The organism is Pseudoalteromonas sp. Of7M-16 (genome assembly GCF_022347805.1).
GTDB lineage: Bacteria > Pseudomonadota > Gammaproteobacteria > Enterobacterales > Alteromonadaceae > Pseudoalteromonas > Pseudoalteromonas luteoviolacea_F.
On record NZ_JAKRFY010000019.1, the window covers coordinates 25,454 to 51,304 of the forward strand.

At 41.7% G+C, this 25,851-nt stretch carries 25 protein-coding genes; 14 read left to right on the forward strand and 11 right to left on the reverse strand.

The features are described 5' to 3' along the window. The first annotated feature begins 44 nt into the window (after positions 1 to 44). The 3 genes from MHN81_RS18415 (at position 45) to MHN81_RS18425 (ending at position 1,398) form a co-directional block, all read left to right on the forward strand. A complete protein-coding gene (locus MHN81_RS18415; protein WP_023399234.1) occupies positions 45 to 434 on the forward strand; it encodes a RidA family protein in 390 nt (129 codons plus the stop codon). Positions 435 to 564: 130 nt separating this feature from the next. Beyond that, entirely contained in the window at positions 565 to 924 is a 360-nt protein-coding gene (locus tag MHN81_RS18420; RefSeq protein ID WP_023399235.1) for a RidA family protein, read from the forward strand. Positions 925 to 960: 36 nt separating this feature from the next. Continuing rightward, positions 961 to 1,398 (forward strand): GNAT family N-acetyltransferase, encoded by a 438-nt coding sequence (locus MHN81_RS18425; RefSeq protein WP_023399236.1) that lies wholly within the window; start codon positions 961 to 963, stop codon positions 1,396 to 1,398. Positions 1,399 to 1,580: 182 nt separating this feature from the next. On the opposite strand, the gene MHN81_RS18430 is transcribed toward MHN81_RS18425, so the two are convergent. Further along, on the reverse strand, positions 1,581 to 2,063 hold the full coding sequence (locus MHN81_RS18430) for an acyl-CoA thioesterase (RefSeq protein WP_023399237.1): 483 nt from the start codon (positions 2,061 to 2,063) through the stop codon (positions 1,581 to 1,583). A 96-nt stretch (positions 2,064 to 2,159) separates the two neighbouring features. Further along, positions 2,160 to 3,809 (reverse strand): electron transfer flavoprotein-ubiquinone oxidoreductase, encoded by a 1,650-nt coding sequence (locus MHN81_RS18435; RefSeq protein WP_239426382.1) that lies wholly within the window; start codon positions 3,807 to 3,809, stop codon positions 2,160 to 2,162. A gap of 175 nt (positions 3,810 to 3,984) precedes the next feature. Between MHN81_RS18435 and MHN81_RS18440 the strand changes: the two genes are divergently transcribed. Both MHN81_RS18440 and MHN81_RS18445 read left to right on the forward strand, forming a co-directional pair. After that, positions 3,985 to 4,737, forward strand: a complete 753-nt coding sequence (locus tag MHN81_RS18440) for an electron transfer flavoprotein subunit beta/FixA family protein (protein ID WP_023399239.1) — start codon at positions 3,985 to 3,987, stop codon at positions 4,735 to 4,737. Next, positions 4,734 to 5,660 carry an FAD-binding protein gene (locus tag MHN81_RS18445; RefSeq protein WP_239426383.1) on the forward strand — a complete coding sequence of 309 codons (927 nt, stop codon included), beginning with the start codon at positions 4,734 to 4,736 and terminating at the stop codon, positions 5,658 to 5,660. Before MHN81_RS18440 ends, MHN81_RS18445 begins: the two co-directional genes overlap by 4 nt. 51 nt (positions 5,661 to 5,711) lie before the next feature. Here the strand turns inward: MHN81_RS18445 and MHN81_RS18450 are convergent, their stop codons facing one another. Both MHN81_RS18450 and MHN81_RS18455 read right to left on the reverse strand, forming a co-directional pair. Beyond that, entirely contained in the window at positions 5,712 to 6,710 is a 999-nt protein-coding gene (locus tag MHN81_RS18450; RefSeq protein ID WP_239426384.1) for a helix-turn-helix domain-containing protein, read from the reverse strand. After that, complete coding sequence (locus tag MHN81_RS18455) at positions 6,710 to 7,621, reverse strand: diguanylate cyclase (protein WP_239426385.1); 912 nt, start codon at positions 7,619 to 7,621, stop codon at positions 6,710 to 6,712. The genes MHN81_RS18450 and MHN81_RS18455 overlap by 1 nt, the downstream gene beginning before the upstream one ends. A gap of 310 nt (positions 7,622 to 7,931) precedes the next feature. Between MHN81_RS18455 and MHN81_RS18460 the strand changes: the two genes are divergently transcribed. The 8 genes from MHN81_RS18460 to MHN81_RS18495 all read left to right on the forward strand — a co-directional run bounded on the left by MHN81_RS18460 (position 7,932) and on the right by MHN81_RS18495 (position 18,887). Continuing rightward, a complete protein-coding gene (locus MHN81_RS18460) occupies positions 7,932 to 10,721 on the forward strand; it encodes a TonB-dependent receptor (protein ID WP_239426386.1) in 2,790 nt (929 codons plus the stop codon). A 58-nt stretch (positions 10,722 to 10,779) separates the two neighbouring features. Then, positions 10,780 to 12,054, forward strand: a complete 1,275-nt coding sequence (locus MHN81_RS18465; protein ID WP_036976092.1) for a metallophosphoesterase — start codon at positions 10,780 to 10,782, stop codon at positions 12,052 to 12,054. A 467-nt stretch (positions 12,055 to 12,521) separates the two neighbouring features. Then, positions 12,522 to 13,385, forward strand: coding sequence for a hypothetical protein (locus MHN81_RS18470; RefSeq protein WP_239426387.1), 864 nt, complete (start codon positions 12,522 to 12,524; stop codon positions 13,383 to 13,385). 212 nt (positions 13,386 to 13,597) lie between these two features. Next, positions 13,598 to 13,831 (forward strand): hypothetical protein, encoded by a 234-nt coding sequence (locus tag MHN81_RS18475; RefSeq protein WP_239426388.1) that lies wholly within the window; start codon positions 13,598 to 13,600, stop codon positions 13,829 to 13,831. 54 nt (positions 13,832 to 13,885) lie between these two features. Continuing rightward, positions 13,886 to 14,062 carry a hypothetical protein gene (locus MHN81_RS18480; RefSeq protein ID WP_239426389.1) on the forward strand — a complete coding sequence of 59 codons (177 nt, stop codon included), beginning with the start codon at positions 13,886 to 13,888 and terminating at the stop codon, positions 14,060 to 14,062. Between the two features lie 357 nt (positions 14,063 to 14,419). Further along, the gene (locus tag MHN81_RS18485) at positions 14,420 to 15,259 is read left to right on the forward strand and encodes a glycosyltransferase (RefSeq protein ID WP_239426390.1); all 840 of its coding nucleotides are present in this window, start codon (positions 14,420 to 14,422) and stop codon (positions 15,257 to 15,259) included. A 793-nt stretch (positions 15,260 to 16,052) separates the two neighbouring features. Beyond that, positions 16,053 to 18,155, forward strand: a complete 2,103-nt coding sequence (locus tag MHN81_RS18490; RefSeq protein WP_239426391.1) for a dockerin type I domain-containing protein — start codon at positions 16,053 to 16,055, stop codon at positions 18,153 to 18,155. A 93-nt stretch (positions 18,156 to 18,248) separates the two neighbouring features. After that, complete coding sequence (locus tag MHN81_RS18495; RefSeq protein ID WP_023399249.1) at positions 18,249 to 18,887, forward strand: cohesin domain-containing protein; 639 nt, start codon at positions 18,249 to 18,251, stop codon at positions 18,885 to 18,887. A gap of 360 nt (positions 18,888 to 19,247) precedes the next feature. Here MHN81_RS18495 and MHN81_RS18500 read toward each other — a convergent pair whose 3' ends face one another. The 7 genes from MHN81_RS18500 to cyoA are packed head-to-tail and all read right to left on the reverse strand — an operon-like array spanning position 19,248 to position 25,039. After that, entirely contained in the window at positions 19,248 to 19,736 is a 489-nt protein-coding gene (locus tag MHN81_RS18500; RefSeq protein WP_023399250.1) for a hypothetical protein, read from the reverse strand. Further along, positions 19,733 to 20,335, reverse strand: a complete 603-nt coding sequence (locus tag MHN81_RS18505; RefSeq protein WP_023399251.1) for an SCO family protein — start codon at positions 20,333 to 20,335, stop codon at positions 19,733 to 19,735. Before MHN81_RS18505 ends, MHN81_RS18500 begins: the two co-directional genes overlap by 4 nt. 4 nt (positions 20,336 to 20,339) lie before the next feature. After that, positions 20,340 to 21,224, reverse strand: a complete 885-nt coding sequence (cyoE, locus tag MHN81_RS18510; protein WP_023399252.1) for a heme o synthase — start codon at positions 21,222 to 21,224, stop codon at positions 20,340 to 20,342. Between the two features lies 1 nt (position 21,225). Beyond that, positions 21,226 to 21,567 (reverse strand): cytochrome o ubiquinol oxidase subunit IV, encoded by a 342-nt coding sequence (gene cyoD / locus MHN81_RS18515; protein ID WP_023399253.1) that lies wholly within the window; start codon positions 21,565 to 21,567, stop codon positions 21,226 to 21,228. Next, a complete protein-coding gene (cyoC, locus tag MHN81_RS18520) occupies positions 21,567 to 22,187 on the reverse strand; it encodes a cytochrome o ubiquinol oxidase subunit III (RefSeq protein ID WP_023399254.1) in 621 nt (206 codons plus the stop codon). Before cyoC ends, cyoD begins: the two co-directional genes overlap by 1 nt. A gap of 16 nt (positions 22,188 to 22,203) precedes the next feature. After that, positions 22,204 to 24,240 (reverse strand): cytochrome o ubiquinol oxidase subunit I, encoded by a 2,037-nt coding sequence (gene cyoB, locus MHN81_RS18525; RefSeq protein ID WP_023399255.1) that lies wholly within the window; start codon positions 24,238 to 24,240, stop codon positions 22,204 to 22,206. Continuing rightward, on the reverse strand, positions 24,230 to 25,039 hold the full coding sequence (cyoA, locus tag MHN81_RS18530; protein WP_231105459.1) for a ubiquinol oxidase subunit II: 810 nt from the start codon (positions 25,037 to 25,039) through the stop codon (positions 24,230 to 24,232). The genes cyoB and cyoA overlap by 11 nt, the downstream gene beginning before the upstream one ends. A 288-nt stretch (positions 25,040 to 25,327) precedes the next feature. Between cyoA and MHN81_RS18535 the strand changes: the two genes are divergently transcribed. Further along, complete coding sequence (locus MHN81_RS18535; protein ID WP_023399257.1) at positions 25,328 to 25,843, forward strand: hypothetical protein; 516 nt, start codon at positions 25,328 to 25,330, stop codon at positions 25,841 to 25,843. The last annotated feature ends 8 nt before the right edge of the window (positions 25,844 to 25,851 follow it).

The following is a 25,851-nucleotide window of genomic DNA, read 5'->3' on the forward strand; positions in this document are numbered from 1 at the left end:
GACTATAAGCGCACTTTTTCTACTAACCTGAAATGGAAATTATCATGACAAAAGTATTGCACACAGAATCTGCACCAGCGGCAATTGGCCCTTATGTCCAAGGTGTTGACTTAGGAAACATGGTACTGACTTCTGGTCAGATCCCTGTTAACCCTGTCACAGGAGAGGTTCCAGAAGCCATTGCTGATCAAGCAAAACAATCACTTGAGAACGTGAAAGCAGTTGTTGAGTCTTCAGGTCTAACCGTTGCTGATATTGTAAAATTGACTGTATTTGTAAAAGACCTGAATGACTTTGGTACTGTAAATGAAGTTTATGGCCAATTTTTCGACGAGCATAAAGTAGCACATTACCCGGCGCGTTCTTGTGTAGAAGTTGCGCGTTTGCCAAAAGATGTCAACATTGAAATTGAAGCGATTGCGGTCCGTAAATAACGAGACAGTAAAGAGATAATAAAGGAGCTTAAGCTCCTTTTCATTGAGCATATTTCAAATTCTACAAACGCAAAAGTATTACTCAATTACGCATAACCCCTTTACCTATCAATGATCAAGGAGTAGTACGATGATTGAAAGAAAGCGAGGCCTATATGAAGGCCGTAATAAATCATCAGCCTATAAAGAATTAGTGTGGACTGTCGCAACGTCATTTGATACTCAAACAGACTTGGCACAGCAAACAAAGCACACGCTAAATACAATCCAAAAAAACCTCAATGAGCTTGGTTCAGATAAGACCCGCATAGTTTCCGCACAAGTATATATTGCAAACATGGCAGACAAGCCAATAATGGATGAAGTTTGGAAAGAGTGGCTTGGCCCAAACCCTGACCATTGGCCCCAGCGAGCTTGCCTAGGTGTTGATCTTGAAGGTGATGTGTTAATTGAGGTGACTGTAACCGCAGTTCGTTGCAATTCAGTTTAAAATATATTCGTCAATAACCTAAAAACGGTAACCCTTATGATTGAGCTGGTGGTTTCTGAAGCCGAACACATTGAAAAATTTATAGATATGGAGCAAGAAAGTGACACGGAACACTTTATCATTCCATATACAAGGTCACAGCATTTAGCACAGATGGACCAAGCGAACACACTGTACTTGTCTATTTTTTGTAAAGGTAGGTTGTCCGGTTTTTTTATCTTGGTCAAACAGCATGGTGGAGATGTGGAGTTTCGACGTGTAGTCATAGCAAAAAAACACCGAGGGATCGGCCAGCTCGCGATTAAGGAGATGGCCCTTTATTGTAAAGTGCACTTAGGAGCTAAGAGAATATGGCTAGATGTGTTTGCGACTAACTCACGGGGTATACACGTATATCGTAAACTTGGTTACCGTCAATTTGGTGTGTCGCAATACCAAGGTCAGCAACTCATTTTAATGGAAAAACAGATTTGAAGTTGGCACTATATGAGAATGTTTGGCCGATAGTTTCAAATGAGTATTAAAGTAAGCAGAGTTGCAAGAACACCTATTAGCAACTTTGAGTCTTAATTAAAATGACCACAAACACAATTCCCCAATCGCAACGGGAAGAGCAACTTAGGGTTTTGCAGTGTCTTTGTAGAGCCCAATTGGATTTATTCGTCTTGATCTAATGTGGCTTGCAGTAAAGACTCTGTTTGTATCGCGATGTCTTTCATTTTTATCGCGTATTGTTCTAGGGCTTTTTGCTCAGGAGTTTGCGCTACAAATTTAGATACGGGAATAGGGTAGCCCGCTTGATCCATAGCAATAAAACTAATGATACAGTGGTTGGTTTCGACCATGTGCTGCTTTTGTGGATCGCCACACCTCACCTGAATAAATATCTGCATACTGGTTTTTCCGGTATGGGCGATTTTTGCGGATACCTCAACAATTTGGCCAACCAAAATAGGGCGGTGAAAACGCACACCAGCGACTGAGACCGTAACGCAATAGGCACCACTCCAGCCCGCAGCACAGGCATACCCAGCCTGATCGATCCATTTCATTACGACGCCGCCGTGGACTTTGCCGCCAAAATTTACGTCGGTAGGTTCAGCTAAAAACCTGAAAATCACTTCTGATTGATTGGCCATACGCGCCTCATCGTTTTTCGAGTATGAGGTAAGTATAGAAAAAAAGGGGCGTTTCGCCCCTTGCAATTTGAGATATGTAAATAATTGGTTGGGTTATTACATATTCGGGTAGTTGGGTCCACCAGCACCTTCTGGTGTCACCCAAGTAATATTTTGGCTAGGGTCTTTGATATCGCAGGTTTTACAGTGAATACAGTTTTGTGCATTAATCACAAATTGCTTTTCACCGGCGTCATTTTCATTCACCTCATAAACACCTGCAGGGCAGTAACGCTGCGCAGGTTCTGCATATTGCTCTAAATTAACCGAAACCGGAATGCTGGCGTCTTTAAGTTGTAAATGGCAGGGTTGAACTTCTTCATGGTTTGTATTTGATAAAAAGACCGAAGAAAGTTTGTCAAAGCTGAGCTTGCCATCGGGTTTTGGGTAGTCAATTTTAGTCGCGTCTTTGGCGAGTCTTAGGGACTCGTAATCTTTGCTAATATCTTTGATGGTGAAAGGTAATGCACCAGAGAAGAAGTTTTGGTCAATCATGTTGTAGGCGCCGCCTAGGTAGCGACCTAGCTTATGCATGGCTGGACCAAAGTTGCGAGATTGATAGAGCTCTTCATGCAGCCAGCTTGCCTTAAACTTATCGTCGAAACTTTGTAAGTCAGTAGTCGCGTCCTCTTTTGAAAGCGCTTCAATGATAGTATCGGCACCGATCATACCAGACTTCATTGCAGTGTGATTTCCTTTGATTTTGGCGAAGTTCAAGGTGCCAGCATCACAACCAATCAACAAACCGCCTGGAAAATGCATTTTAGGTAATGCGTGCAATCCACCCTTTGCGATTGCACGTGCGCCGTACGAAATACGTTCACCGCCTTCTAGGGTTTGCTTAAACACCGGATGATGTTTCATGCGCTGAAATTCATCAAATGGGCTTAAATACGGGTTCTTGTAGTTCAAATCGATGATCAAACCAACCACAACTTGGTTATTTTCGGCGTGGTACATAAATGAGCCGCCATGGGTTTCATTGTCAAGCGGCCAGCCAGTGCCGTGAACCACTGTACCTTCTTTGTGCTTCGCTGGGTCGATTTGCCAAATTTCTTTAAAACCAATGCCATAGTGTTGTGGCGTAGCGTCTTTATCTAGCTCAAACTCCTTGATCAATTGTTTACCAAGGTGGCCGCGACAACCTTCAGCAAACACTGTGTATTTAGCGCGAAGTTCCATGCCTGGCATATACGTGTCTTTTGGCTCACCATCTCTGTCTAAGCCCATGTCACCTGTTACAATGCCTTTAACTTCATTTTCTTCAATGATCAGTGAATGAGCACTAAAGCCGGGGAAAATCTCTACGCCAAGCGCTTCTGCTTGCTCTGCTAACCAACGGCAGACATTGCCCATAGAAACGATGTAATTGCCTTCGTTTTTAAAGGTTTTTGGTACCACCATATGTGGTAGGTTTGTTGCGTTTTGCTCATCTTTAAACAGGTAGATTTCATCTTCTGTTACTTTTGTTGTAATAGGTGCACCTTTTTGTGCCCAATCAGGAATGAGCTCATCTAATGCTTTGGTCTCGAAAACAGCACCGGACAAAATATGTGCACCCACTTCTGAGCCTTTTTCTACCACACAGATCATGAGTTCTTGTTCTTTTTGCTGTGCTTGCTGAGCGAGTCGAATAGCGCATGATAGGCCTGCAGGGCCCGCACCCACTATGACGACATCAAATTCCATGGTTTCACGTTCGACCATTTTTACCTCGTATACATTGACGGTAGATTAACTTAAACTCGAGTTAAGTTCTTTTTACGTTAAGCTAAGGTTATTTTAGGTTGACGTTTACGTCAACAGGAAGTAGGCTGGTTTCATTAAATTGTTTCATTGACGTACGCGTCAGCTATACAAATAACCAGATGATGGAGTAACCATGAAAGTACTTGTACCAATCAAACGCGTGATTGACTACAACGTCAAAGCGAGAGTCAAGGCAGATAACAGCAATGTTGATCTTACCAATGTTAAGATGGCCATGAACCCGTTTTGTGAAATCGCAGTAGAAGAAGCGATTAGATTAAAAGAAGCAGGCAGTGCAACTGAAGTGATCGCCGTATCTATCGGTGATAAAGCTTGTCAAGAGCAGCTTCGCACGGCATTGGCACTTGGTGCTGACAAGGCAATCCACATCGAAACAGACGCAACGTTAGAGTCGCTACATGTTGCAAAATTACTGGCTAAATTGGTAGAGCAAGAAAATCCTGAACTAGTCATTTTAGGTAAACAATCTATTGATGCAGACAACAACCAAACAGGCCAAATGCTTGGTGCGTTGACGAAGCGAGGTCAAGGAACGTTTGCATCTAAGTTAGTAATAGAAGGTGGCAATGCCATCGTGACGCGTGAGGTAGACGGTGGCTTACAAACTGTTTCTTTAGCGTTACCAGCAATTGTTACTACTGACCTACGTTTAAACGAACCGCGTTACGCGACACTACCAAACATCATGAAGGCGAAGCGCAAGCCACTTGACGTCATCGCAGCAGATTCGCTCGGCGTCGACTTAGCACCACGTGTTGAGCTGGTTAGAGTTGATGAGCCGGCTAAGCGAGAAGCTGGTGTTATCGTAGAGAGTGTTGAAGAGCTAGTAACTAAACTTAAGACAGAAGCGAAGGTGATCTCATGAGCGTATTAGTCATTGCAGAACATGAAAATGGTGTTTTAAAGCCTGAAACTGCGAAAGTGATCACGGCGGCTGTTAAGATTGGTGGCAATGTTGATGTATTGGTCGCAGGTAGCAGTGTTGCGGCGGCAGCAGATTCCGTTGCAGGCATTGCAGGTGTTACATCAGTTAAATTAGTTGATAATGCAAATTTTGAACACCAATTGGCAGAAAATACAGCTGATCTAGTCGTTGAGCTAGCCGAGAGCTACAGTCATATTCTTGCCAGTGCATCGACAACAGGTAAAAACATTTTACCGCGTGTTGCTGCGCTTTTAGACAAATCGCAAATTTCTGAAATTGTTGACGTGGTTGATGCTGACACATTTAAGCGTCCAATATACGCGGGCAATGCAATCGCAACTGTGAAATCGTTGGAGTCACAAAAAGTGATCACGGTACGTGCTAGTGCATTTGATGCAGCGGGCGAGCAAGCGCCAGTGTCTGTTGAGACATTATCAAATGGAGCTGCTAATAGCCTAAGTAGCTTTGTTGGTGTTGAGCAAACTGAATCAGAGCGTCCGGAGCTTACAGCAGCTCCTGTGATTATCTCTGGTGGTCGTGGTATGCAAAACGGTGATAATTTTGCACTTCTTAACGGTATTGCAGACAAGCTTGGTGCAGCAATTGGGGCATCTCGCGCAGCAGTAGATGCTGGCTTCGTACCAAATGATATGCAAGTAGGACAGACTGGTAAGATTGTTGCTCCAGATCTCTATATTGCTGTAGGTATTAGTGGTGCAATCCAACACCTTGCAGGTATGAAAGATTCTAAAATCATTGTTGCTATCAACAAAGATCCAGAAGCGCCTATTTTCCAAGTCGCTGATTATGGCTTAGTCGCCGACTTATTTGACGTATTACCTGAGCTAGAACAAGCTCTGTAACCAATTCTGGTTGTTGAAGCCGTGTGCACTATGCCGCGGCTTTTTTCCTTTTTATATCCTCACCTTTCGTAATTCTGAAGGCGTCACGCCAAACCAACGTTTAATTGCACGCCTAAAGTTTGGCAAATCATTGAAATCCAGAACTTTAGCTACCTGCGAGTTTGAGTAGCCTTGTTGCCCAATACAGAAACCTGCTTGTTGGCTCAATACCCTATCTTTTAAGCAACTAAATTGACTGTTGTGTAGTGCGAGTTTTCGTTTCAGTGTTGCACCACTGGTATTGAAGTAATTTGCGAGGTCTTCTAATGTGGCTCTGGGGTTGGCAATTAAAAATGATTCTGCATAGGCTAAAAAACCAACGGTGTTGCTGTTGGCTAAAGTTTTTATATCAGACTGAAGTGCCGGTATTGCGCTGTTTTGCCGAGTTTGTAATGCTTCTTTGGAAATCACCACAGTAGTAAAGTGATGCCCGAATGACAAAAGGTTTGCACCTATGGCTTGATATTCTTCAATGTATACAGGCGTTGTATAGGGCAGTTGAAATTGAACTTGTGTATTTTCAAAGCGCCACTTTAAAAACCCGTTGATTAAGCTTAACCACACTTCGAGCAAGAAGCAGTAAACGCTTGGCTGGAGTTCGCTAATCGCGGGGTTGACTATTAAATGTATGGCCTTGTTTTGTTTAAACATTCGCACGCTAAAATAGGGAAATAACTCACCTTGTAGTTGTTTGCAAGCGACAAGTAATGCTTTGAGGTTGCTACAATGAAATAAATACGACGCATAGCGTGCACAGATACTGTGGAGTAAATGTTGCCCAAGTACAAAGCTGATGTCCTGCCCAAGGTGGCAAGTCATGATGTTTTTTATTGTTTGTTCTAGCTGTGAAAAGCTAGATGCGTGATCTGGCTGTGCAAAATCGCTGTAAAATAATTTGGTTCCCTTAAGTGCTTTGTCTGGGTGTATACCGCGTTGTTTGGCAAGCTCTATTAGCGGTACTAGCAACTGATGGCTCGAGAGTTTAGGCTCACTAGTTTCAAAATAAGACACTATGCCGCCTGCTTATTTTGGTGCAACTGTGTGATCAGCTGTTCAAAAATTTGCTTGCTTTGCATTGGTTGTGAGACCTCAATACATGCACAATGAAGAGTGTTCGGGTCGAGCGTGAGTAAGTTTTCATCGTATTGATAATGGATTTGTGCAGCCGCACATACTCTCTGTGAAATGGATTGAGCAGTATGAAGTAGTGTTGCAGGGTATAAGACAATAAATTTGTCACCCGCGTACCTGCAAGCTAAGTCACAACCGCGAATGTTTAACGTGATTAACTGGCCGGTATCACGCAGTAGTAGCTCTCCTTTGGTAATACCGTGTTCGAAACAGAATCGTCCATATGATTTTAAGTCCAAGATAGCAACACAAAACTTTGTACCAGTATTAACTAGCTGTTCAATTTCAATGCTAATTTGTTTTTCCATATACCTGGCACTATAAAGCCCTGTCACATAGTCGGTAAAAGTATGCTCGCGAAAATGCCGCTCTTTTTTGAGCAGTGTTAAATTTAAATATGTCTGTTCTTGATACCACCAGTGCATCGCAAAGCTCATGACAATCATGCCCAGTAATGCGGGAAAGGCCTCTAAGGAGCTCAGAGTCGGGTGGATATGATCAAATGTAAAAAACTCATCAAGGCAGTCTAATAACAGCGAAATGAGCATTAAAGTAAGCCCACCGGCAAGTGCTGTTGTAACACGCCCTGTGGGCCGGCTTAACAAGGTCGCAATAAGCCATACCAAAGACATAAACGCTAGACCTCCTTCGCCTAGCGCATCCAGAGTTTCTATGTGGGATGAGGGTTTAGGCTCACCTAGATACACTGTGCAGATCAGAGTTATGGCGACGGAAAATAAGAGCAACAGCCATAAGTAAAAATGTCTAACTTTGCGAAAGGGAAATATCATGATTCTATGCCGAGCCTAGTGAGTAATGCTGTTATGTTATTGCGGTTAATTTTCTTTAACAGGGTCAATTTAGCTCACTACTTTGACAGTTTTTTTAATCTTAGTAGCAATAATTGAGCAAAAAATCACAAGACGATTGTTTTTGGCACTTTAAAGGGGGTGAAATTAGCTCAGTACAGCCTAGTTTGTAGTGAAAAACTAGTTAAATCAGAGTGTTCTAAGTGTAGGTGAAATAAATAATTCATAATGTCCAGATAAGGTTTTTGCGATTTTTAGGGTGAACAATCAACTCAATCTGTACGAGATAAATATGAAACATACACTACCGTTACCTTTTTCAAAGTCTCACAAAGCTGTGGCCATGCTGCTGGGTTTAATAGCAACGGGTGCCCAAGCCAATACGCTTCAGGGACAAATCGGAGATACACAAAATAAGGCGCTGTTTGAAGGAGCGCAGGTCAAAATTGTTGAACTCAATAGACAAGTGAGTTCGAGCCGAGATGGCCGCTTTATTTTTACCCAAATACCTGCAGGAAACTACACACTCGAAGTGAACTATATTGGTGCGCAATCTTATCGTCAAACAGTCAAAATCGACGATAAACAAGTAACCACTGTGTCCGTTGTGCTCAAGCCGCTAGATAACGAGGTTGATAACATCATTGTTGTAGGGCAGCGAGCGGGCCAAGCTGGAGCACTTAACCGTCAAAAAAATGCAGATGGGATCATGACGATTGTCAGTGCCGATAGTATTGGCCAATTACCCGACCAAAATGCAGCTGAGGCCCTGCAGCGCTTACCCGGCATGTTTATTCAACGTGACCAAGGTGAAGGGCGTTTTGTGGGGATCCGAGGTATCGATCCAGGATTGAACAACGTGTCCATCAACGGGGCAAATGTGCCTTCTCCAGAAGCTGGGATCCGCAGCGTCGCGATGGATGTAATACCTAGCGAGATAATACAAAGCTTAGAAGTCAGCAAAACGGTAACACCAGATATGGACGCGAGTGCCATCGGTGGCAGTATCAACGTTAAAAGCTTAAGCGCATTCGATAGACAAGGACAAAGTTATAGTTTCACCGCTCAAGCTTCTCACAATGAGTTAGTGAATGAAACAAGTCCAAAACTCTCAGCAAGCTTTAGCGATATTTACGATTTAGCCAATAATACACAGTTAGGTGTTGCTACAGCTGTTTCTTGGTTTGAGCGCAAGTTTGGTTCTCACAATATGGAAACGGACGGTGGCTGGATGTCGCTAGAGCAGGAGAGTGCAGAAACTGGAGAGGACGTTGAATTTTTTGGGGCCGAAGAAATAGAGCAGCGTCACTATCAAGTTCAACGCGAACGATTAGGCGCAGCGCTGAATTTGGATTTGCATCAAGGGGCGATGAATAAATACTATCTGCGCACGCTTTATAGTGAATTTTCAGACGATGAATTTCGCCAGCGCAATGAGTATCGATATGACAAAGGAAAATACCTAAGTGCTGAGTCCAGTGAAACCGCAGCCTATTTCACTGATGCTGAAATGGACAGGGACACCAAAGATAGATATGAAGAGCAAAGTATTCTGTCAGTTGTGGCAGGTGCGGAGCACATCCTAAATAGTTGGTTTATTGAGTATAACCTTGGCTATTCTAAGTCAGATGAAGCTGAACCAAATCGATTGGATGTAGATTTTGCAGGTGAAGCACTTACCTTGGGATATGCGAGTTTGGGGGATACGCCAATTTTGTCTCATTCACCTTCAGCTCATGATCTCAGCAATTTCTCACTGGATGAAATTGTATGGGAAGACAACCTGAGTGAAGATGAAGCTATCAGCTTTAAGCTGGATGTCAGCAAGGACTTTGTACTTAACGGTTACAACGCACAGTTCAAGGCGGGGGTGAAATACTCTGACAGAGAAAAACTCAATCGCGTCTATGCCAAGGTCTATGACGGCGGCTTTGATGAAATTACCGCACAACAATTTGCAACCAACAGCCCTGAATTTGACTTAGGCGATTTTGGCCCTGGTTTATCACGGCAAGGGATCAAGTCTTACTTTTCATCGAATCAAGCCAATTTAGATTTAAACACATTGGAATCAGACATTGAAAGTAAGGGTAAAAGTTATACGTCACAAGAAACGGTGTCCGCGCTGTATGCGATGCTGAGCTTAGATATTGGCGATTTGAATGTGATTACCGGTCTCAGGTATGAAGACACAGAGTATGACACAGTCGGCAGTCGTGTAGAGCTACTTAAGAATGATATTGAAGATAGCGAGCGCGTTGCTATTACACCTTGGGAAGTGAGTAAAGATTACGACCACTTGCTGCCTAACCTCACAATGCGGTATGCCCATTCTGACTCACTAATAACCCGTTTTGCATATACTCAAACCATTGCCAGACCTAGTTTTGGAGATGCAGCCGCTTTTCAATTATTAGAAAGCGAAACGACATTGGATGATGACGTTGTACAAGTTGAACGAAAAGGTGAAGTTGGAAATCCAGATCTTAACCCGTATGAAGCAAGTAACTTTGATTTCTCTATCGAGTATTATCCAGGCAAGATAGGCGTGTTATCTGCAGGGGTATTTCACAAAAATATTGATAACTATATTGCTAAAAAGCAGGTGCAAGATAACGGTCTGTGGAATGGATTTGAAGAAGTGATCCAATCGGTAAACGGCGGAGAGGCAGAGCTCAGCGGATTAGAGTTGGCTTATACCAAAAATTTCGACAATGGTCTGATGATATCTGCCAATGGTACGTTTATTGATGCTGATGATGCCTTGCCCAACCAGTCTGACACTGTTGCAAATCTCATGATTGGTTATGAAAGCAACCTCCTAAGCGCACGTTTGAGTAATAGCTACAAGAGTAAATCGTACATCATGACCGAAAATGATGGCCGCGTTTACCAAGATGCGCACAATCAAATTGACTTCAGTGTGAAGTATTACATCAGCGAACAAACGCAAGTGTATTTCAATGCAGTCAACCTGACCGACGAACCGCTTTACGTGTACCACGGGCAGCCGCGTTACAACTATCAATACGAAAGTTATGGTCGCTCGTATCAGCTAGGTATTACCTTAAGCTCATTTTAATTTTTTATTCTAATAAACTACGATGGCGCTGCTTAGGCAACTGGGCAGCGAATACTCTATGAAGTTAACTTCCTCTCGCATAGCTGTTTCAGCCCTATTATTGAGCAGCACTTTTTTGGTATCAGCCCAAGATTCTATTTCATTTTTGGCATTTGGTGATGGTGGCTATCACCCTGATTACCCGAAAACCAAACATATTAAAAAGCCCAAAAACAAACAGCAGTTCATTGCAGCAGAGAAGGCGGATTGGCTCGAAGATAATAGACCCATTGAGGAGTTTGACCACGCGCCAATTTACGTTTATCCAGGTACTGAAATCGCGACAGAAGATACCGGTGCTGCGGCTGTAGGCTCTGCAATGGCGAAATTGTGCGAGCGTAAGCCCTGTGAGTTTGGCATACAACTTGGTGATAACATCTACCCAGATGGGGCTGACGCCAATGATGGAAAAGACGATCAAAAGCGCATGAATGATCTTATTTTAGGGCCTCTAAAGCCATTATTTAAAAATCATAAGGATCTTATTGTTTACTCTGCGCTGGGCAATCATGATTGGAAAACATCTCGCAAAGGCGTAAAGCTTCAAACGGAGTGGATGGCAAAACAGCCTAATTTCCATATGGATGAGCGTGGCTACTATAGTTACAAAATCGGTGAGCCTGGCAATGATGTTGAGTTTTTTGTGCTCGATACCAACATGTTGTTATCTGGACAGCACTATTACGAGATCCCACTTAAACACGACGGTAGTGAACAAGGCCTTGCTTCAGCGTTGGCAAGCGGTGTCGCAGAAGTTGAAGACATAGAGGTGCACGAGTCTCCGGTCAATGGTGAAGACCACAAGCAACTAGCATGGTTAGCTGATGGTTTAAAATCATCGAAAGCAAAGTGGAAAATAGTTTATGGGCACCATATATTGTGGTCAATTGGCGGCACTAAATATGATGAAGGACACGTGTTAAGACGGCTGATTTTACCTGAGTTATGTCAATATGCAGACGCCTATATTGCAGGACATGAGCATGACCTTGAATTACTTACGGATGATTGTTCTCGCGTTTTACCGGGGAATAATAAGCCCAAACTGCCTTTGATTATTAGCGGAGCTGCGTCAAAAATGCGTGGAACTCACTCACCGTTTGCACAGCAACAAGAAAATCGTTACCCAGAGTATGACCTTATTTGGGCGAAAAGCTTTATTTGGGGCTTTGCGCATATTGAACTTGATAATCGCAGTGATAGCCTGAATGTCAGCTTTTATACCACACCGAAAGATAAATCAGGCTCGTTGCAGCCAGAAGCGAGTTTTTCGTTTAAACATCGTAGTGACTAGCAGTTTTACGTGGACAGTAAAGTCAATAACCATAACATTCAACTTTCTTTATTGTCCATTCGGTTTGGTGTTTTATTCCTTAGTTTTTATACTTGATAAAGGTTATAACCATTAATGGAATATTTAGATTATGTAGGTTCATTTGAGGTCTAGACGAGTGTTGGAGAAGGTGTTTTTATAATTGAATTCGCTGGATGTCTCTAACTTCAACTCTGTTGAATACACAGTGTGATTAACATGAGCGTCTGATCTTTAGTAATTTTTGAGCTAAAAAGCTCGATTGGTTATCGATTCAATTAAGGATTAAGTATTTCCGTTGTTCATTGATTTATCTAGGTCTAATTAGCAAGAAGAAATTTAGTTTAAATTGCATGAATAGTATCGATATACATCATTTAGGTACAAGATTGAATGTGATTTTAATGTAAACTACGCCGCGTGACAACCACTAGTATAGGAATAAGGAAATGAGATTAACAAGTTTAACTTTGGCTGTTTTTGCGACGTTAGGCGTGACTTTGTCAAATAGCGCGAATGCAGAAGGCTTTATTAATTCACCGGTACGTGTAGCGATTGACCGATTAGGTGTACCATGGGTACAAAAAGATGACTCGTTCGGATTGTGGAGAGAGAAAAAGCTTCCTCATGGACAAAAAGCGATCGCGGCTTCAGGTGGGTACTTTCACTATCATTTTGGTACATCACCCGATGACAAAGGTTATGCATTTTATGAAGGGGCAACATTTGCTATTTCAGAAAACGGCAACGCGTTTAGATACCAAAACTATGATTGGCAGTCAGTGACTGGTTGCTGGGGAGCAACGGACGTCAGTTCGTTCACCGTTGACCATGTATATTGTGTAAATGGTGATGGAAGCCTTAAAAAGTTTAACGACAAGAGCGGCAGCTTTGAAGGCTACTTCCGTATTGATAATGAAGTGATCACTAAAATTGACGTTGCACTAGGTGGTGTGATTTGGGCAATCACAGAAAGTGACAAGCTGTTTAAATACGATGGAGTTAAATGGACACAGCAAAAAGTGGCTTGTGGCAACTTGTGCTCTTTGGTAGACATTGCTGTTGGTGGTAGCCAAGTTTACGTTGTTGCCAGTGTTTATGGAAGCAATGATGGCCCTCAAAGTGTGTATACCTTGAACAATGGTGAGCTTGCAAAATTCGGCTCTTTCTACAATATCGACGTCGATAGAGAAGGGGTAATTTGGGCAATTTCAAACTATACACGCACGCTGTTTTATAAGCGCCCTGGCATGACACAGTTTGTTGAAGATCCACAAATGAGTTTTAAAGTATCTAACAATATTGGTAGTTAATTGCTCCATATATAGCTCAACAAAAAGGTGACCTAAGTACAGTCACCTTTTTAATTTAGGGCGCTATCAAGCCCAGATGAGCCAATTGAGACTGTCACCAAAAAAAGCAGTTGGTGTTTGTTCATATCAGCTTCACCTCCCTAATATATCGTTAGTCGACTTTAAACGCTTTTATTATGTAAAAATCAAATACAATATACAGGGTGTAACACATGACCAGAGCTTGGCATAAAGCCATACTTTTTACAGGCGCGTCACTAATTTTTTCGGGCAATGCCCAAACTCTCAATGTATCAACTGAAAATAAGGCGCCGCAGCAAAGAGCGAGCAGTAAGCAATTATTCAGCTATGAATTTAAATTGGAAATAGGTGATTGGGTATCCTATGGCGTAAAAACTACATTGGTTGAAGGTGAACCGGGCGAAGTAATCTATTACGATGCTTAAAGTCAACTAACTTATAAAATCGTGCTCATAGGCAATATTGAAAGGTCTGAAAAGTTGGCAGCAGTTGGAACCGTTAAACATTCAATCCAAAAATATGCCAACGGGAAATGGACAGAGTTGCGTGCTCCTGAAATGACCTATCGAGATAAAAAACGAGGCTCCTTAGAAGTGTATAATGATGATATGACACGAATCTCACTATCAGGTGTCGTTGATATAGAAGAAGTGTAATTTTCGACACAACTATTGGTAATTTGCACCACGGCGACTAGACGTTAGTATCATTGAAGCCTGCCATGCTAGCTCTCCTTTCATGCCTTTTATACGTGTTACAATGTTTACTATTCATAACAATATTATAGAGCTCCTTTGCATTCTTATACGATATGTAATGTGAGTATTTGTTATCTTCCTTTTCTTGACTAGGTTTAGGTCACTGACCTGCGTTTTTGGCTTTTATGAAAAATCTATGCTGCGTTGTAACCAAGTGTTTTAAAGAATAAAATAAGCACTGATTTGAACTGTGTCTTGCAGAGCTAATGAGCTCTTCAGGATATATCACTATGTAAGTACTCGGATACAAGATTAATGAAAAAAGCAATTTTTACGCTCGCCATCGGCGACAACCCAATGTATCAGGCTGCCTTGAAGAGCTTTGAACTCTACGCCGATAGAGTTGGGGCAGATTTGATCGTATCAAAAAGCTTACATTACAAAATTGACATTGCTGAACCAGCATATCACGCATCGCCTGCTTGGACAGAAAAGCTGCGTATTGGAGAGTTGCTGAAAGAGTACGATAGGGTGCTTTACCTTGACTCAGACGTGTTAATTAAGCCGAATGCAAAAGACTTATTTGAACTATACCCAGATCGCGATACAACTTATTGGCTTAATGAGGGGGCATTAAAAAATCGAGGATCAGATATTAAACTAGTGACTGATGTACTCGGAAGTGTATCTTGGCCACGCACTGAAGAGGGGGCGGTATATTACAACGCCGGCGTTATTCTCGCTTCAAAAGAGTCCGGCTTATTTTCCAAAACTAGTTTGGAAGACCTACAAAAATTGTGCAATAAGATATCTTTTTACGAACAAAGTTATTTCAACTATTGCATACATAAGCATGGACTAAAGCACCAAAGCATTGACAAAGCATTTAATCGAATGGATATGTTTGGCAAAGAAAACTATCTAGAAGCCGATTTTATTCATTATGCTGGTAAAGGGTACGCTAAAACCAGTCGACGTCGCGATGTGCAGTTTTTAAAGGACTTCGCAAAGATTTATAAAGATATTATACCAAGCAACGAAATCAACGAGCTAAAAGACAATGCTTGGCAAGCCTATCTAAAGGTAATTTACAAAAAATATCCACTGCCTAATTTTTTAATCAAGCTGTTTAGTGAACGTTTTGTGCCGAGATAATCCGCTTAATTACTGAAAGTCATAGGTGAGAAAGCACTGTAATTCCATCGCTGTTTTGTTATGCTTTGCCTCACCTTTTTTAGTACTTCAACAAATTCAGATTGAATTCCACTTTAGTCACTGAATAAGACGCCAGTCTATAAAAATTTAATTAATCCTACTTATGAATATTAAAATTATAAGCAACAGGTAAGTTAAATAAAGGTTGAGTTTTTATACCTGTTTTAGGTTTACTATTGTTTGCTGAAATGTGGCTATACCTGTAACAGAGAGTAGTTTAACATTTTTCTATGGGCAGCTTATAGCCCCACAATGTGAGTTCTTTTCTTCCCACTATTTTTAGCCCTTCAAATAACAATCGCAACGAAAATTTAGATTGCCACAGCAAAGAGCTTTTTGTTATGTATATTTAGGATACATAAATGATGTGATATTTTTATATTTATAAAGGCGACTTAAGTAAAGGTGGCAAAACTACAAAATGATTGGGTAAGAAACCTTGGTGCTTCTGGTTTGGTTAGGTTTGCTTTGGGATTTTAAGGTTTTGTTACTCAGTTTTTGTTATGAAAATAATTATATTAAATTAAAATATTCATTAAGTTTATTATTTTAAAGGTGTGTGTCATTTTATTAATTAAATAATAGCTTAAAAGCCTTTGTTTTTTAATTGCTTGAGGCTTTTTGTGATTAGAATAGGGGGAAAGCCCTATATGATTGCGTTATCAACTTATATATCTTTCCTTGCGCATTAAAAAAGAAAATACATGACCAATAAAATTCAAGGAAAAAGTGTATGCAATCTAAACTCAATAACCAGAGTAAGAAAAAAGTATTCTCGCCAGTTAAGTCTGCCTGTAGCCTTGCATTGATGAGTATTTTAGCCACGCCGTTAGTAAGTCATGCGTCAACGCCTACAAAAATTGGCACTGAACGCCTTGTGAGTGCTGCGCCAATGGTAGGTGATGTTGCGGAAACGACCTCTGTTGTAGAGCTAAACGATGGCAAGTATGTTGCTACTTGGCATGTTAAAAACAGTGGGGATGGCAGAACATCAATTCGAGGCCAAATTTTTTCGCAAGGGGATGAACCTATCGGCAATGCTTTTTCAATTGCAAGCATAAATTCAACAGCCACAAACGTACGTACTATGCGTAATAATGTGTCCCCATTGAATGACGGTGGTTTTTTGGTTTCATGGGAAGATATTGATGCAACAGACTCGTCTAAAAGCGCCATTCAAGCCGCGCGGTTTGCAGCAGACGGATCAAAGGTAAGTACATTTACTATTGCAGCATCCGTTTCTCGATACAATAAATCTTCACATGCTTTACTAAAAAACGGTAATACGGCGGTGATTTGGCAAAACGAAAATGTAGGAAATGACTCAGAAATTTTCGTTAAAGTCTTCGACCAAGATTTGAATGTTGTTAAAAATACATTTAGTGCGACTTCAAGCGAAGCCGGAGAGCAAAAATATGGTGCGATTTCAGCACTTGAGAATGGCGGTTTTGTACTAACTTGGCAGGGACAAGGAGACGATGTCTACAGCCGTGTTTTTAATTCAAACTATCAATACAGTGGGAGCGCAGTTAAAGTCAACACGACAACTGGTGGTGCTCAAGGGTTTGCAGATGTTACTGGGTTGAAAGACGGTGGGTATGTTGTTGTATGGGAAACCCAATCTAATGAACATATTCTTGGTTCAGACAGATATATCTACACACAAAGATTTAATGCCAACGGCTCTAAAAATGGAGTAGAAACCAAAGCCAACACCTATTCAGGCACGCACATGCACCCAGTTATTAAAGGAAATAAGACTGGGGGCTATCTGGTGTCTTGGGCGAGTAGAGATCAAGATGGGGGCTTGTGGGGCGTGTATGCAAGGGAATATCAGCCAGATGGCACTGCAGATGGCAGTCCTTTTCGTGTAAATACCTACACACAAGGCAGCCAGATGTACCCTAATACAGCCTTAATAGGTAACGGCGAGTTTGTAGTAACTTGGTCTGATCTTGACCGAGAAAGCGTTCACGTTCAGAAATTTACCTTTAATGAAGCGCCGACATATGCACTGAGTGCTACGCTTCCATCTATCGCAGTGTTTGAAGGAGACACTATTGAGTTGCCTTTAACGGCTAAGGGCGCAGGTATTTACGGTATAGATACAGTGATGACAGTCAACGATCCTTTGGTTGCTAGCTTTAACGGTGGTAGTTACGGAGAGTTTTTACCAACTGCGGAGCGTTTGTCTATTCCGCTAGGTATTGCTGACAATCAGTGGGATGGTGCATTATCACTGAAAGCTCCGTACCAAGCTAAAACTGGCGAAGGCTTGTATGGTACTGCAACGCTGCTTGCTCATAAACCGGGCACTGTGAACATTGATCTACAGTCACAATTTACTGGAGATGATGGTAACTATGTTTATCAGGGTCAGGTAAATTACTCGATTACTGTACTAGAGTCAGTTGTTTTATCGGGTAATGTCGCAGACTTGGGGATCACAGGAGACTACTCTCAAGTTACTATTTTCATAAACGGTGAAGCCGTACAGGTAAATCCTGATGGCAGCTTTTCACTCAAAGTTGGCCTTGGCAATGTGACTATTGCAGTGAATGCACCAGGATTCCTGTCAGCCGAAAAACAAATCACGCTAGCGCCTAATCAAGCTGATATGAATTTTGGAGATATTGCTTTGGTTGCTGGTGATAGCAATGGCGATAACAGTATTGATATCGGCGACTTAACCCAATTATTGGGAGCGTATCGAACAGTCAGTACCGATCCGTCATTTACACCGGCAGCGGATTTTAATCGTGATAATAAAATTAACTTACAAGATTTAACGTTACTAGGTAAAAACTTTGGCAAACAAGGCCCGCAAGCTTTGTAAGCTAAGGTTTGTGAACTAATTTTTATATAAGCGAAGGCCACGAGATGTGGCCTTTACAAAATTACGAAGAACGAATACGAAAGAGATCTAAAAATGAAGCAGCTAACAATGATTTTTTTACTCCTGAATAGCTTGATGGTGGCCGCCTCACAAGGGAAAGCGTATCTGTATAGCCCTGAGTTAGATATAAGAGCGGGAAGCGAGTTTTATGTTGATATCATGTTGAAAGACGCTCCTGAGGTGTATGGGTCACAAATCGCGTTACAGTTTGATACAAAGCAAGTCACGGTATTGGACAAGAACGAAAAAGAAGCGGCGGTTCAGATCGAGCACGGAGATTTTTTTGATAGTGCAAGGCTATATACATTAAAAAATGCTGTGGACTTAAAGACTGGCACCATAGACTACATTGTAAGCCAAGTAGCGCCCGCAAAGAGTGTCGCGGGTGATGGGCGAGTTGCTAGAGTATTTTTTAAAGCGAATGAAGCGACTTCGACAACGAATATAGAGTTAAAACAGGCAGACTTTGGAACAAAGCAGGGGGAAAAGTATACTTTTGAAATTGGCGAATCTCTGCAATTTAACTTTGATAATACCTTTGCAGACGCACCACAAGCACCTGCAGATCACTCAATTCTTCTACCTATTACTATTGTTGCTGGTTTTGTGCTTCTTTTTGCTATCGTGCTTTTCCTTAAATCCAAAAAAGGTAATACGATGGCCAATGCATAGGAGCAAATTTCTCTGTGATCCAGTGTATTTTTGAGAGCTTCTCAAATGTTTCATTGTAGGGGCTATTAAAAGCTAGTGAGGGGATTGCTCTATTTAGGCTCCTTCACAGCTGGCTTTGCAAAGCACACTTTGTGATAGCAAAGAATTCAGCTTAGGTGATACTGCTATTCGCAATCAGCTGCAATTTTTAGGTATACGCCGAGTTGCTCTTTAACGTCTGCTAATGGTGCGAAAAGCCAGGTTGATGTCAATATTAAATTAACTAAGAGTATGGAGAGTAGGGGGTTAAAAGAGAATACGTTGCAAGAAATTAAAGTAGTGCAGCAAAGAGATACGATTACTGCACTGATACTAAACAGACTAAGAAGTCTTTTTTTGACGGCTGACTAAACAATACGACCCATCTTTTGTACTGGTCATATAGCCAACAAAGTTTTCATCTCTTTTATGAGAAAAAACATGTGTATGGTCGTTTAATTTGCCTTTAAATAGCCATTTTTTGAATACTTCCTCACGTACAACAATACATGGGTTTTTGACTGCAAAGCTCTCTTTATAAGTAACTTCACAGTGCTGCGCACTGTGAGACATAGAAAAAGTGATATGGCTTTGCCTATCTTTATATTCAAGTACACCCGTAACCAACAAGGTCTCAAACTCATTTTTGCTGGTTTGATTTGAAACGAGTAGGCGATGTTTCTTTGAACCAATAACGTCCTCTGCCATGGCTTTTAATTCACTGTGGCAGTTTTTGACATTATATTTTTCGATGATCGTTTCAATCGAGTTTTTAGCAACAATCTGTGTGCTCGTTAGCAATAGGGCTGCGATGAATAGCTTATGCTTCATAGTAGCTCCTTAATTTGTGCTGCAAGCTCATTAGGCGTTGTTGTATGACTCATTGCGGTGATTAAATCGCCTTCTTTATTGATGATGTAAAATCTTGATGCATGCGCTACTGAGTATTCCATAAACGACTCTTCAAGATTTTGGTCATCATAATAAACGCCATATAATCCACCAACTTCTTTGGTTTGTTCAGCGCTGCCAGTTAAACCGGTAATACGCTCGTGAAAGTAGTCGGTATATTCCTTTAAATCCTCTACTGTATCACGCGCAGGGTCTACTGTGACGAGTAACCCCTGCACCTGATCAAGCCCTTGTTTCTCAAGACGCATAAATGCATTTGTCATTACTGCGAGTGAGTTAGGGCATACCTCTGCACAAGATAAGTAGCCAAAGTACATAACGACAACTTGACCTTGATAATCAGAGAGTGAAACAGGACCGGCATAGCTTTGCAGCGTAAAATCCCCACCTAATTCATCGAAAGATTTTCTTGTTTCATTAAAGTCTTTAGTGGTTGTAGCTAAATAAAACCAAATTAATCCGATAATACCAAGAAAAGATAAAATCCAATGTAAGTGAGCGGGCTTAAACTGCTTCATAACTCTACCTTGCTGTCACATATGAGGTTGGGTCAATGTGAGCAAAATCGACAGACATCAAGACACTCATAGAGGTAATGGCTACGAGTGATAAAATAAACACGCGTTTAGCCCAAGTATGATTGTCCATGCGATGGAAGTCGAAAATAGTGCTCAATAACCAGACCAATCCAATAATAAACGTAAGTGATGCGAAAATGGCACCAACGTAGTTTAACGTGAATAGTGAAAGTGCAAGTACAGTAAAGGCAACAATGAAGCCAATCATGTGTTTTCTAGCAACTTCAACACCACTGACGATTGGTAGTACTGGAATATTAGCGTCTTTGTAGTCTTTGAATCGGTAAATAGCAATCGCATAAGAATGCGGGATTTGCCAAATACAGAAGATTGCCAAGATTACAACGGCGCCAATATCAAATTGACCATTAACGGCACAGTACCCCATTACAGGAGGACAAGCGCCTGAAATACTGCCTACAAAAGTACCGTATATTGATTTTCTCTTATAGTAGAGCGTATATAGGCCTACGTATACAACGAAGCCAAGCACGCCAAAATAAAAGCTCATCATAGATGCATACAGTGCTAATGAAGCAAAACCTACGCAACCCAAAAGGGTTGCATAGGCCAAAGCTTTGGTTACCGAAATAGACTCTAAGAGTGGCTTTCGGTACTTTGTGCGTGACATCAATTGGTCGATGTCACGGTCAATCACATTATTAAAAACGCAACCAGAGGCGATGATACACACCGTACCCACTATCATTGCTGTAAACGTAACGAAATCAATATTACCTTTGGCTGCGAGCACGTAGCCCGCAACCGCAGTGATTAAGTTACCAAAGATAATGCCTGGTTTTGTAATTAACAGGTAACTTCTTAACATTTTAATGTCCCATGAGCATGTTGTGATTTAGGTGCTCCATAATCCAAATGGAGCCAATCACAACTATGGCCACTGTCAACACAATAAACGCGGCTGAAGTAGTATTCCATATTTGCTCAGAAGATGAGTTCATGTGTAAGAAAAATACAAGTTGTACAAATAGCTGTGCAATCGCTGTAACTAAGATGACACCAAGCGTTAACGCCGGAGATGCCAAATCATACATTACAACTAAAAACGGAATAGCAGTTAGTACTAGAGATAGAAGTAAACCTATCGTGTACTCTTTAACGCTACCGTGAGCTGCACCGCCAGTGCCATGTTCGTTATTAGTGTGGCCCATTACATCACTCCTACTAAGTACACAACGCTAAATACACAGATCCAGATGATGTCTAGGAAGTGCCAGAATAAACTTAGGCAAGAAAGTCTTACTAGGTTATCTTCTGTAAATCCGTCACGTTTGAAGTGAACGAATAGAACAAGCATCCAAATGATACCACCAAATACGTGCAGACCGTGCGTAGCTACTAGCGCATAAAATGCAGACCAATAACCACTTGTCTGAGGTGTTGCACCAAGCGTACTGAAGTGCCAGAACTCATACAATTCTAAGCCAAGGAAACCAAGGCCAAGTAGTAATGTGATGACCAACCAAGTGATCATGCCTTTCATCTTGCGCTGGTTGGCTTGAAGCATTGCCATACCAAACGTGAAACTACTGAAAAGTAGGAATGCAGTACCAACTGCAACTAGATTAAGGTCAAATAACTCTTTTGGTGTTGGGCCGCCAGCGAAGCCGCCACTTAGTACTGCATATGTTGCAAACAATGTTGCGAACAAAATACAGTCACTCATGATATATATCCAGAATCCGAATATAGTATCACCACCGGTATCATGATGATCATGATCATCGTGGTGATCATGAACGTCGTTTGCGATTACGTGATCGTTTGACATAGTTTAAAACTTTCCTCTACTTGCCATTGTTAGCTGCGTGTTCTGCAACAGCTGCCAAGTGCTTTGACTCGATTTCTTCAACTTGGTCTACTTGTACGTAGTAGTCTTTGTTGCGATCAAATGAGTACGCAATCCAAGAAGCTACGATACCGACGAAGCTAGCGATAACCATCCACCAGATGTGCCATACGAAACCGAAACCTAAAGTTAGTGAGAATGCACTGATCACAAAGCCAGCCCATGTGTTAGATGGCATGTGGATCTTCGAGTACTTCTCAGGCTTTTGGTAAGCAATACCATGCTCTTTCTTGTAATGATGCTCATCACGGTCATGGATCTTAGGTAACTTAGCGAAGTTGTAGAATGGAGGAGGTGACGAAGTTGCCCACTCAAGCGTACGGCCATTCCAAGGATCACCTGTAACGTCCATATTTTGCTTACGGTTCTTGAAGCTGATGAAGCCCATGTAGAACTGAACTGCGATACCTGCTGCTACGATAAATGCACCAACCATTGCAACGATTAGCAACGGAGTCCACTCTGGGTTGTCGTAGTAGTTAAGACGACGAGTCATACCGTTGAAACCAAGGATGTATAGCGGCATGAATGCAACGAAGAAACCGATTGTCCAAAGCGCACAAGAAAGCTTATTAAGTTTCTCATCAAGCATCCAACCAGTCGCTTTAGGCCACCAGTAAGTAAGACCTGCGAAGTAACCAAATACAGCACCACCGATGATTACGTTGTGGAAGTGTGCAATTAGGAATAAGCTGTTGTGAAGTACAAAGTCAGCTGCTGGAACAGCTAGCATTACACCTGTCATACCACCAATGGTGAAAGTGAATAGGAAGCTACATGTCCACCACATTGATGCTGTGAACTCAACACGGCCTTTATACATAGTAAATAGCCAGTTGAAGATCTTAACCCCGGTCGGGACGGCTATGATCATGGTGGCGATACCGAAGAAGGCATTTACACTTGAACCTGCACCCATGGTGAAGAAGTGGTGTAGCCATACAACCATTGCTAGAACCATGATAACTGCTGTTGCCCATACAAGAGATGTATAACCGAACAAACGCTTACGTGAGAACGTCGCTGCAACTTCAGAGAAAATACCGAATGCAGGTAGTATCAGAATGTAAACTTCTGGGTGACCCCATGCCCAAATGAGGTTTACATACATCATTTGGTTACCACCAAGATCATTAGTGAAGAAGTTTGTACCTAGGTATCTATCAAGCGTTAGTAGCGTGATAGTTACTGTTAGAATCGGGAACGAAAGAATGATTAGTACGTTTGCACATAGAGAAGTCCATGTGAATACAGGCATTTGCATAAGCTTCATGCCAGGCGCACGCATTCTGATGATAGTAACAAAGAAGTTAACACCAGTTAGTAGGGTACCGATACCTGAGATCTGGAGTGCCCAGAGCCAATAATCGACCCCGACCCAGGGACTGTATTCAATACCTGAAAGCGGTGGATATGCTAACCAACCAGTCGCTGCGAATTCACCAAGGAATAGTGAAATGTTAACTAGTAACGCACCAACTACGAATAACCAGAAGCTCAGAGAGTTCAGGAATGGGAACGCAACGTCACGCGCACCAATTTGCAGTGGTACAACAATGTTCATCAAGCCAACAACTAAAGGCATGGCTACGAAGAAAATCATAATTACACCGTGAGCAGTAAAAATCTGGTCATAGTGTTCAGGAGGGAGATAACCCGCACCCACGCTATCAGCGGTTGCCAATGCCTGGTGAGTACGCATCATAATTGCATCCGCGAAACCACGGACTAACATCACAATCGCTGCGATGACATACATGATACCAATTTTTTTATGGTCTACAGATGTGAACCATTCTTCCCAAAGGTATCTCCACTTACCCATTTTAGTGATAAGTGCGAATAGGAATAAACCGCCAAGTATTGCACAGATCATTACTGGCAGAATTACAGGGTCATGAACAGGAATAGAATCCCAGGTCAGCTTACCCGTGAGCGGATCCGGATCTGTGATTATGGTAGCTTTACTTGCCATTTTGAACCCCAGTGTATTTCTCTATGGTTTTCTTAAAGTGCAGAGGGTCAACATCCGAGTAGTAAACTACCGGATTGTCTTTTGATTTCTCGCTAAGCGCTTTGTAAGTAGGTTCGTCTAGTACTTGCTCTGATGCTTTAACTTTGTTAACCCAAGCATCGAAGCCTGCTTGATCTACAGAGTGTGTTTTGAACTTCATACCTGAGAAACCAAAACCGCTGTAGTTTGCAGACATGCCTCTGAATGTACCTTCTTCAGATGCCATCAGGTTAAGTCTATTTTCCATACCTGCCATCGCGTAAATCTGGCTACCCAAACGTGGAATAAAGAATGAGTTCATCACTGTGTCTGAAGTGATTAAGAACTCAACCGGTGTATTCACTGGGATTGCGATTTCGTTGACGGTTGCAATTTGCTGCTCTGGATAGATAAATAGCCATTTCCAGTCCATCGCAACAACTTGAATAGTCAATGTGTCTTCGTCTTTACCTAGCGGCTTTCGCGGGTCTAGGTCATGAGACGTGACATATGTGAAATATGCAAGTGCAGCAATGATTAAACAAGGCACAATCCAAACAACAAGTTCGATTTTTGTTGAGTGTTCCCAAGACGGCTTGTACTCAGCGTTTTTATTGCTAGTACGATACTTGTACGGGAAGTAAATAGACATAAATAATACAGGGATTATTACAATAAGTAATAAAGCCACAGAGATTATAATCAGGTCTTTCGCCTGTTCACCAATTGGCCCCGCAGGGTCAAAAAGAGCAAGCTCACAACCTGTTAGAAGAAACGCCATCGTAAAAACCATTACGAGTGACAAGGACTTTTTCAGCATATTCAACCTACTTGATATCGCGGGTAATTACCCCATTACCTGCCTGAATAAATTAACGAGATTAATGCAATTGAGAACTGTTTCCATTTACACCCCTCTCGGAGGGGAATGTTATAGGGAATACAGCCAAAATTCAAGGATGTCTTGAGCTAGATCAATACGTACGAATTGCAAATTTAGATGTTTTTTGAGCAATTTATGTCTAGACTTCGTAATGACACCGTCAAAAATAATTCTGGAGCGTGCGATATGAAGAGATTATTTTATTCCACTGATAGCCTAGACGACGCAGAAATGATTTCGAACGAGGTACATGAACTGGGTATCGATGATCACCATTTTTACGTACTATCGCGGGATGAAAATGGTATTGAAACCCATCATTTACATGGCTCAACTCAAATAGAAAAAACCCAAATCTTGTCAGCCAGAAAGCGTGCGTTCTTACTTGCTGGTATTACTGCGTTGGCCCTGATCACATTTATGTATTTTTTTACCGACTGGACAAATAAATTTTTATTACAAGCACTGGCCGCTAGCATAATAGGTGGTTTTGTCGTCATGCTGATTGTTAGGCTTGCAGGCAAATCGTTCGATGAATATTTCCAAATCTTAGTTAATGAGCACCTCGATGCAGGCGATGTTATTATCATTATCGATGTCAAAAAGTCACAGACACACATAGTAGAAACTCAGTTAGAAGGGCACCCTAAAGCCCAATTTATTGCTGATAGTTCGAATTTGTCGTCACCCATTCCAGATTAACCCGTTAA

Bases quoted from the DNA above. Each gene is read 5' to 3' on its own strand.
- MHN81_RS18415 (WP_023399234.1), top strand. From the start codon at position 45: ATGACAAAAGTATTGCACACAGAATCTGCACCAGCGGCAATTGGCCCT.
- MHN81_RS18420 (WP_023399235.1), top strand. From the start codon at position 565: ATGATTGAAAGAAAGCGAGGCCTATATGAAGGCCGTAATAAATCATCA.
- MHN81_RS18425 (WP_023399236.1), top strand. From the start codon at position 961: ATGATTGAGCTGGTGGTTTCTGAAGCCGAACACATTGAAAAATTTATA.
- MHN81_RS18430 (WP_023399237.1), bottom strand. From the start codon at position 2,063: ATGGCCAATCAATCAGAAGTGATTTTCAGGTTTTTAGCTGAACCTACC.
- MHN81_RS18435 (WP_239426382.1), bottom strand. From the start codon at position 3,809: ATGGTCGAACGTGAAACCATGGAATTTGATGTCGTCATAGTGGGTGCG.
- MHN81_RS18440 (WP_023399239.1), top strand. From the start codon at position 3,985: ATGAAAGTACTTGTACCAATCAAACGCGTGATTGACTACAACGTCAAA.
- MHN81_RS18445 (WP_239426383.1), top strand. From the start codon at position 4,734: ATGAGCGTATTAGTCATTGCAGAACATGAAAATGGTGTTTTAAAGCCT.
- MHN81_RS18455 (WP_239426385.1), bottom strand. From the start codon at position 7,621: ATGATATTTCCCTTTCGCAAAGTTAGACATTTTTACTTATGGCTGTTG.
- MHN81_RS18460 (WP_239426386.1), top strand. From the start codon at position 7,932: ATGAAACATACACTACCGTTACCTTTTTCAAAGTCTCACAAAGCTGTG.
- MHN81_RS18465 (WP_036976092.1), top strand. From the start codon at position 10,780: ATGAAGTTAACTTCCTCTCGCATAGCTGTTTCAGCCCTATTATTGAGC.
- MHN81_RS18470 (WP_239426387.1), top strand. From the start codon at position 12,522: ATGAGATTAACAAGTTTAACTTTGGCTGTTTTTGCGACGTTAGGCGTG.
- MHN81_RS18475 (WP_239426388.1), top strand. From the start codon at position 13,598: ATGACCAGAGCTTGGCATAAAGCCATACTTTTTACAGGCGCGTCACTA.
- MHN81_RS18485 (WP_239426390.1), top strand. From the start codon at position 14,420: ATGAAAAAAGCAATTTTTACGCTCGCCATCGGCGACAACCCAATGTAT.
- MHN81_RS18490 (WP_239426391.1), top strand. From the start codon at position 16,053: ATGCAATCTAAACTCAATAACCAGAGTAAGAAAAAAGTATTCTCGCCA.
- MHN81_RS18495 (WP_023399249.1), top strand. From the start codon at position 18,249: ATGAAGCAGCTAACAATGATTTTTTTACTCCTGAATAGCTTGATGGTG.
- MHN81_RS18500 (WP_023399250.1), bottom strand. From the start codon at position 19,736: ATGAAGCATAAGCTATTCATCGCAGCCCTATTGCTAACGAGCACACAG.
- MHN81_RS18505 (WP_023399251.1), bottom strand. From the start codon at position 20,335: ATGAAGCAGTTTAAGCCCGCTCACTTACATTGGATTTTATCTTTTCTT.
- cyoE (WP_023399252.1), bottom strand. From the start codon at position 21,224: ATGTTAAGAAGTTACCTGTTAATTACAAAACCAGGCATTATCTTTGGT.
- cyoD (WP_023399253.1), bottom strand. From the start codon at position 21,567: ATGGGCCACACTAATAACGAACATGGCACTGGCGGTGCAGCTCACGGT.
- cyoC (WP_023399254.1), bottom strand. From the start codon at position 22,187: ATGTCAAACGATCACGTAATCGCAAACGACGTTCATGATCACCACGAT.
- cyoB (WP_023399255.1), bottom strand. From the start codon at position 24,240: ATGGCAAGTAAAGCTACCATAATCACAGATCCGGATCCGCTCACGGGT.
- cyoA (WP_231105459.1), bottom strand. From the start codon at position 25,039: ATGGCGTTTCTTCTAACAGGTTGTGAGCTTGCTCTTTTTGACCCTGCG.
- MHN81_RS18535 (WP_023399257.1), top strand. From the start codon at position 25,328: ATGAAGAGATTATTTTATTCCACTGATAGCCTAGACGACGCAGAAATG.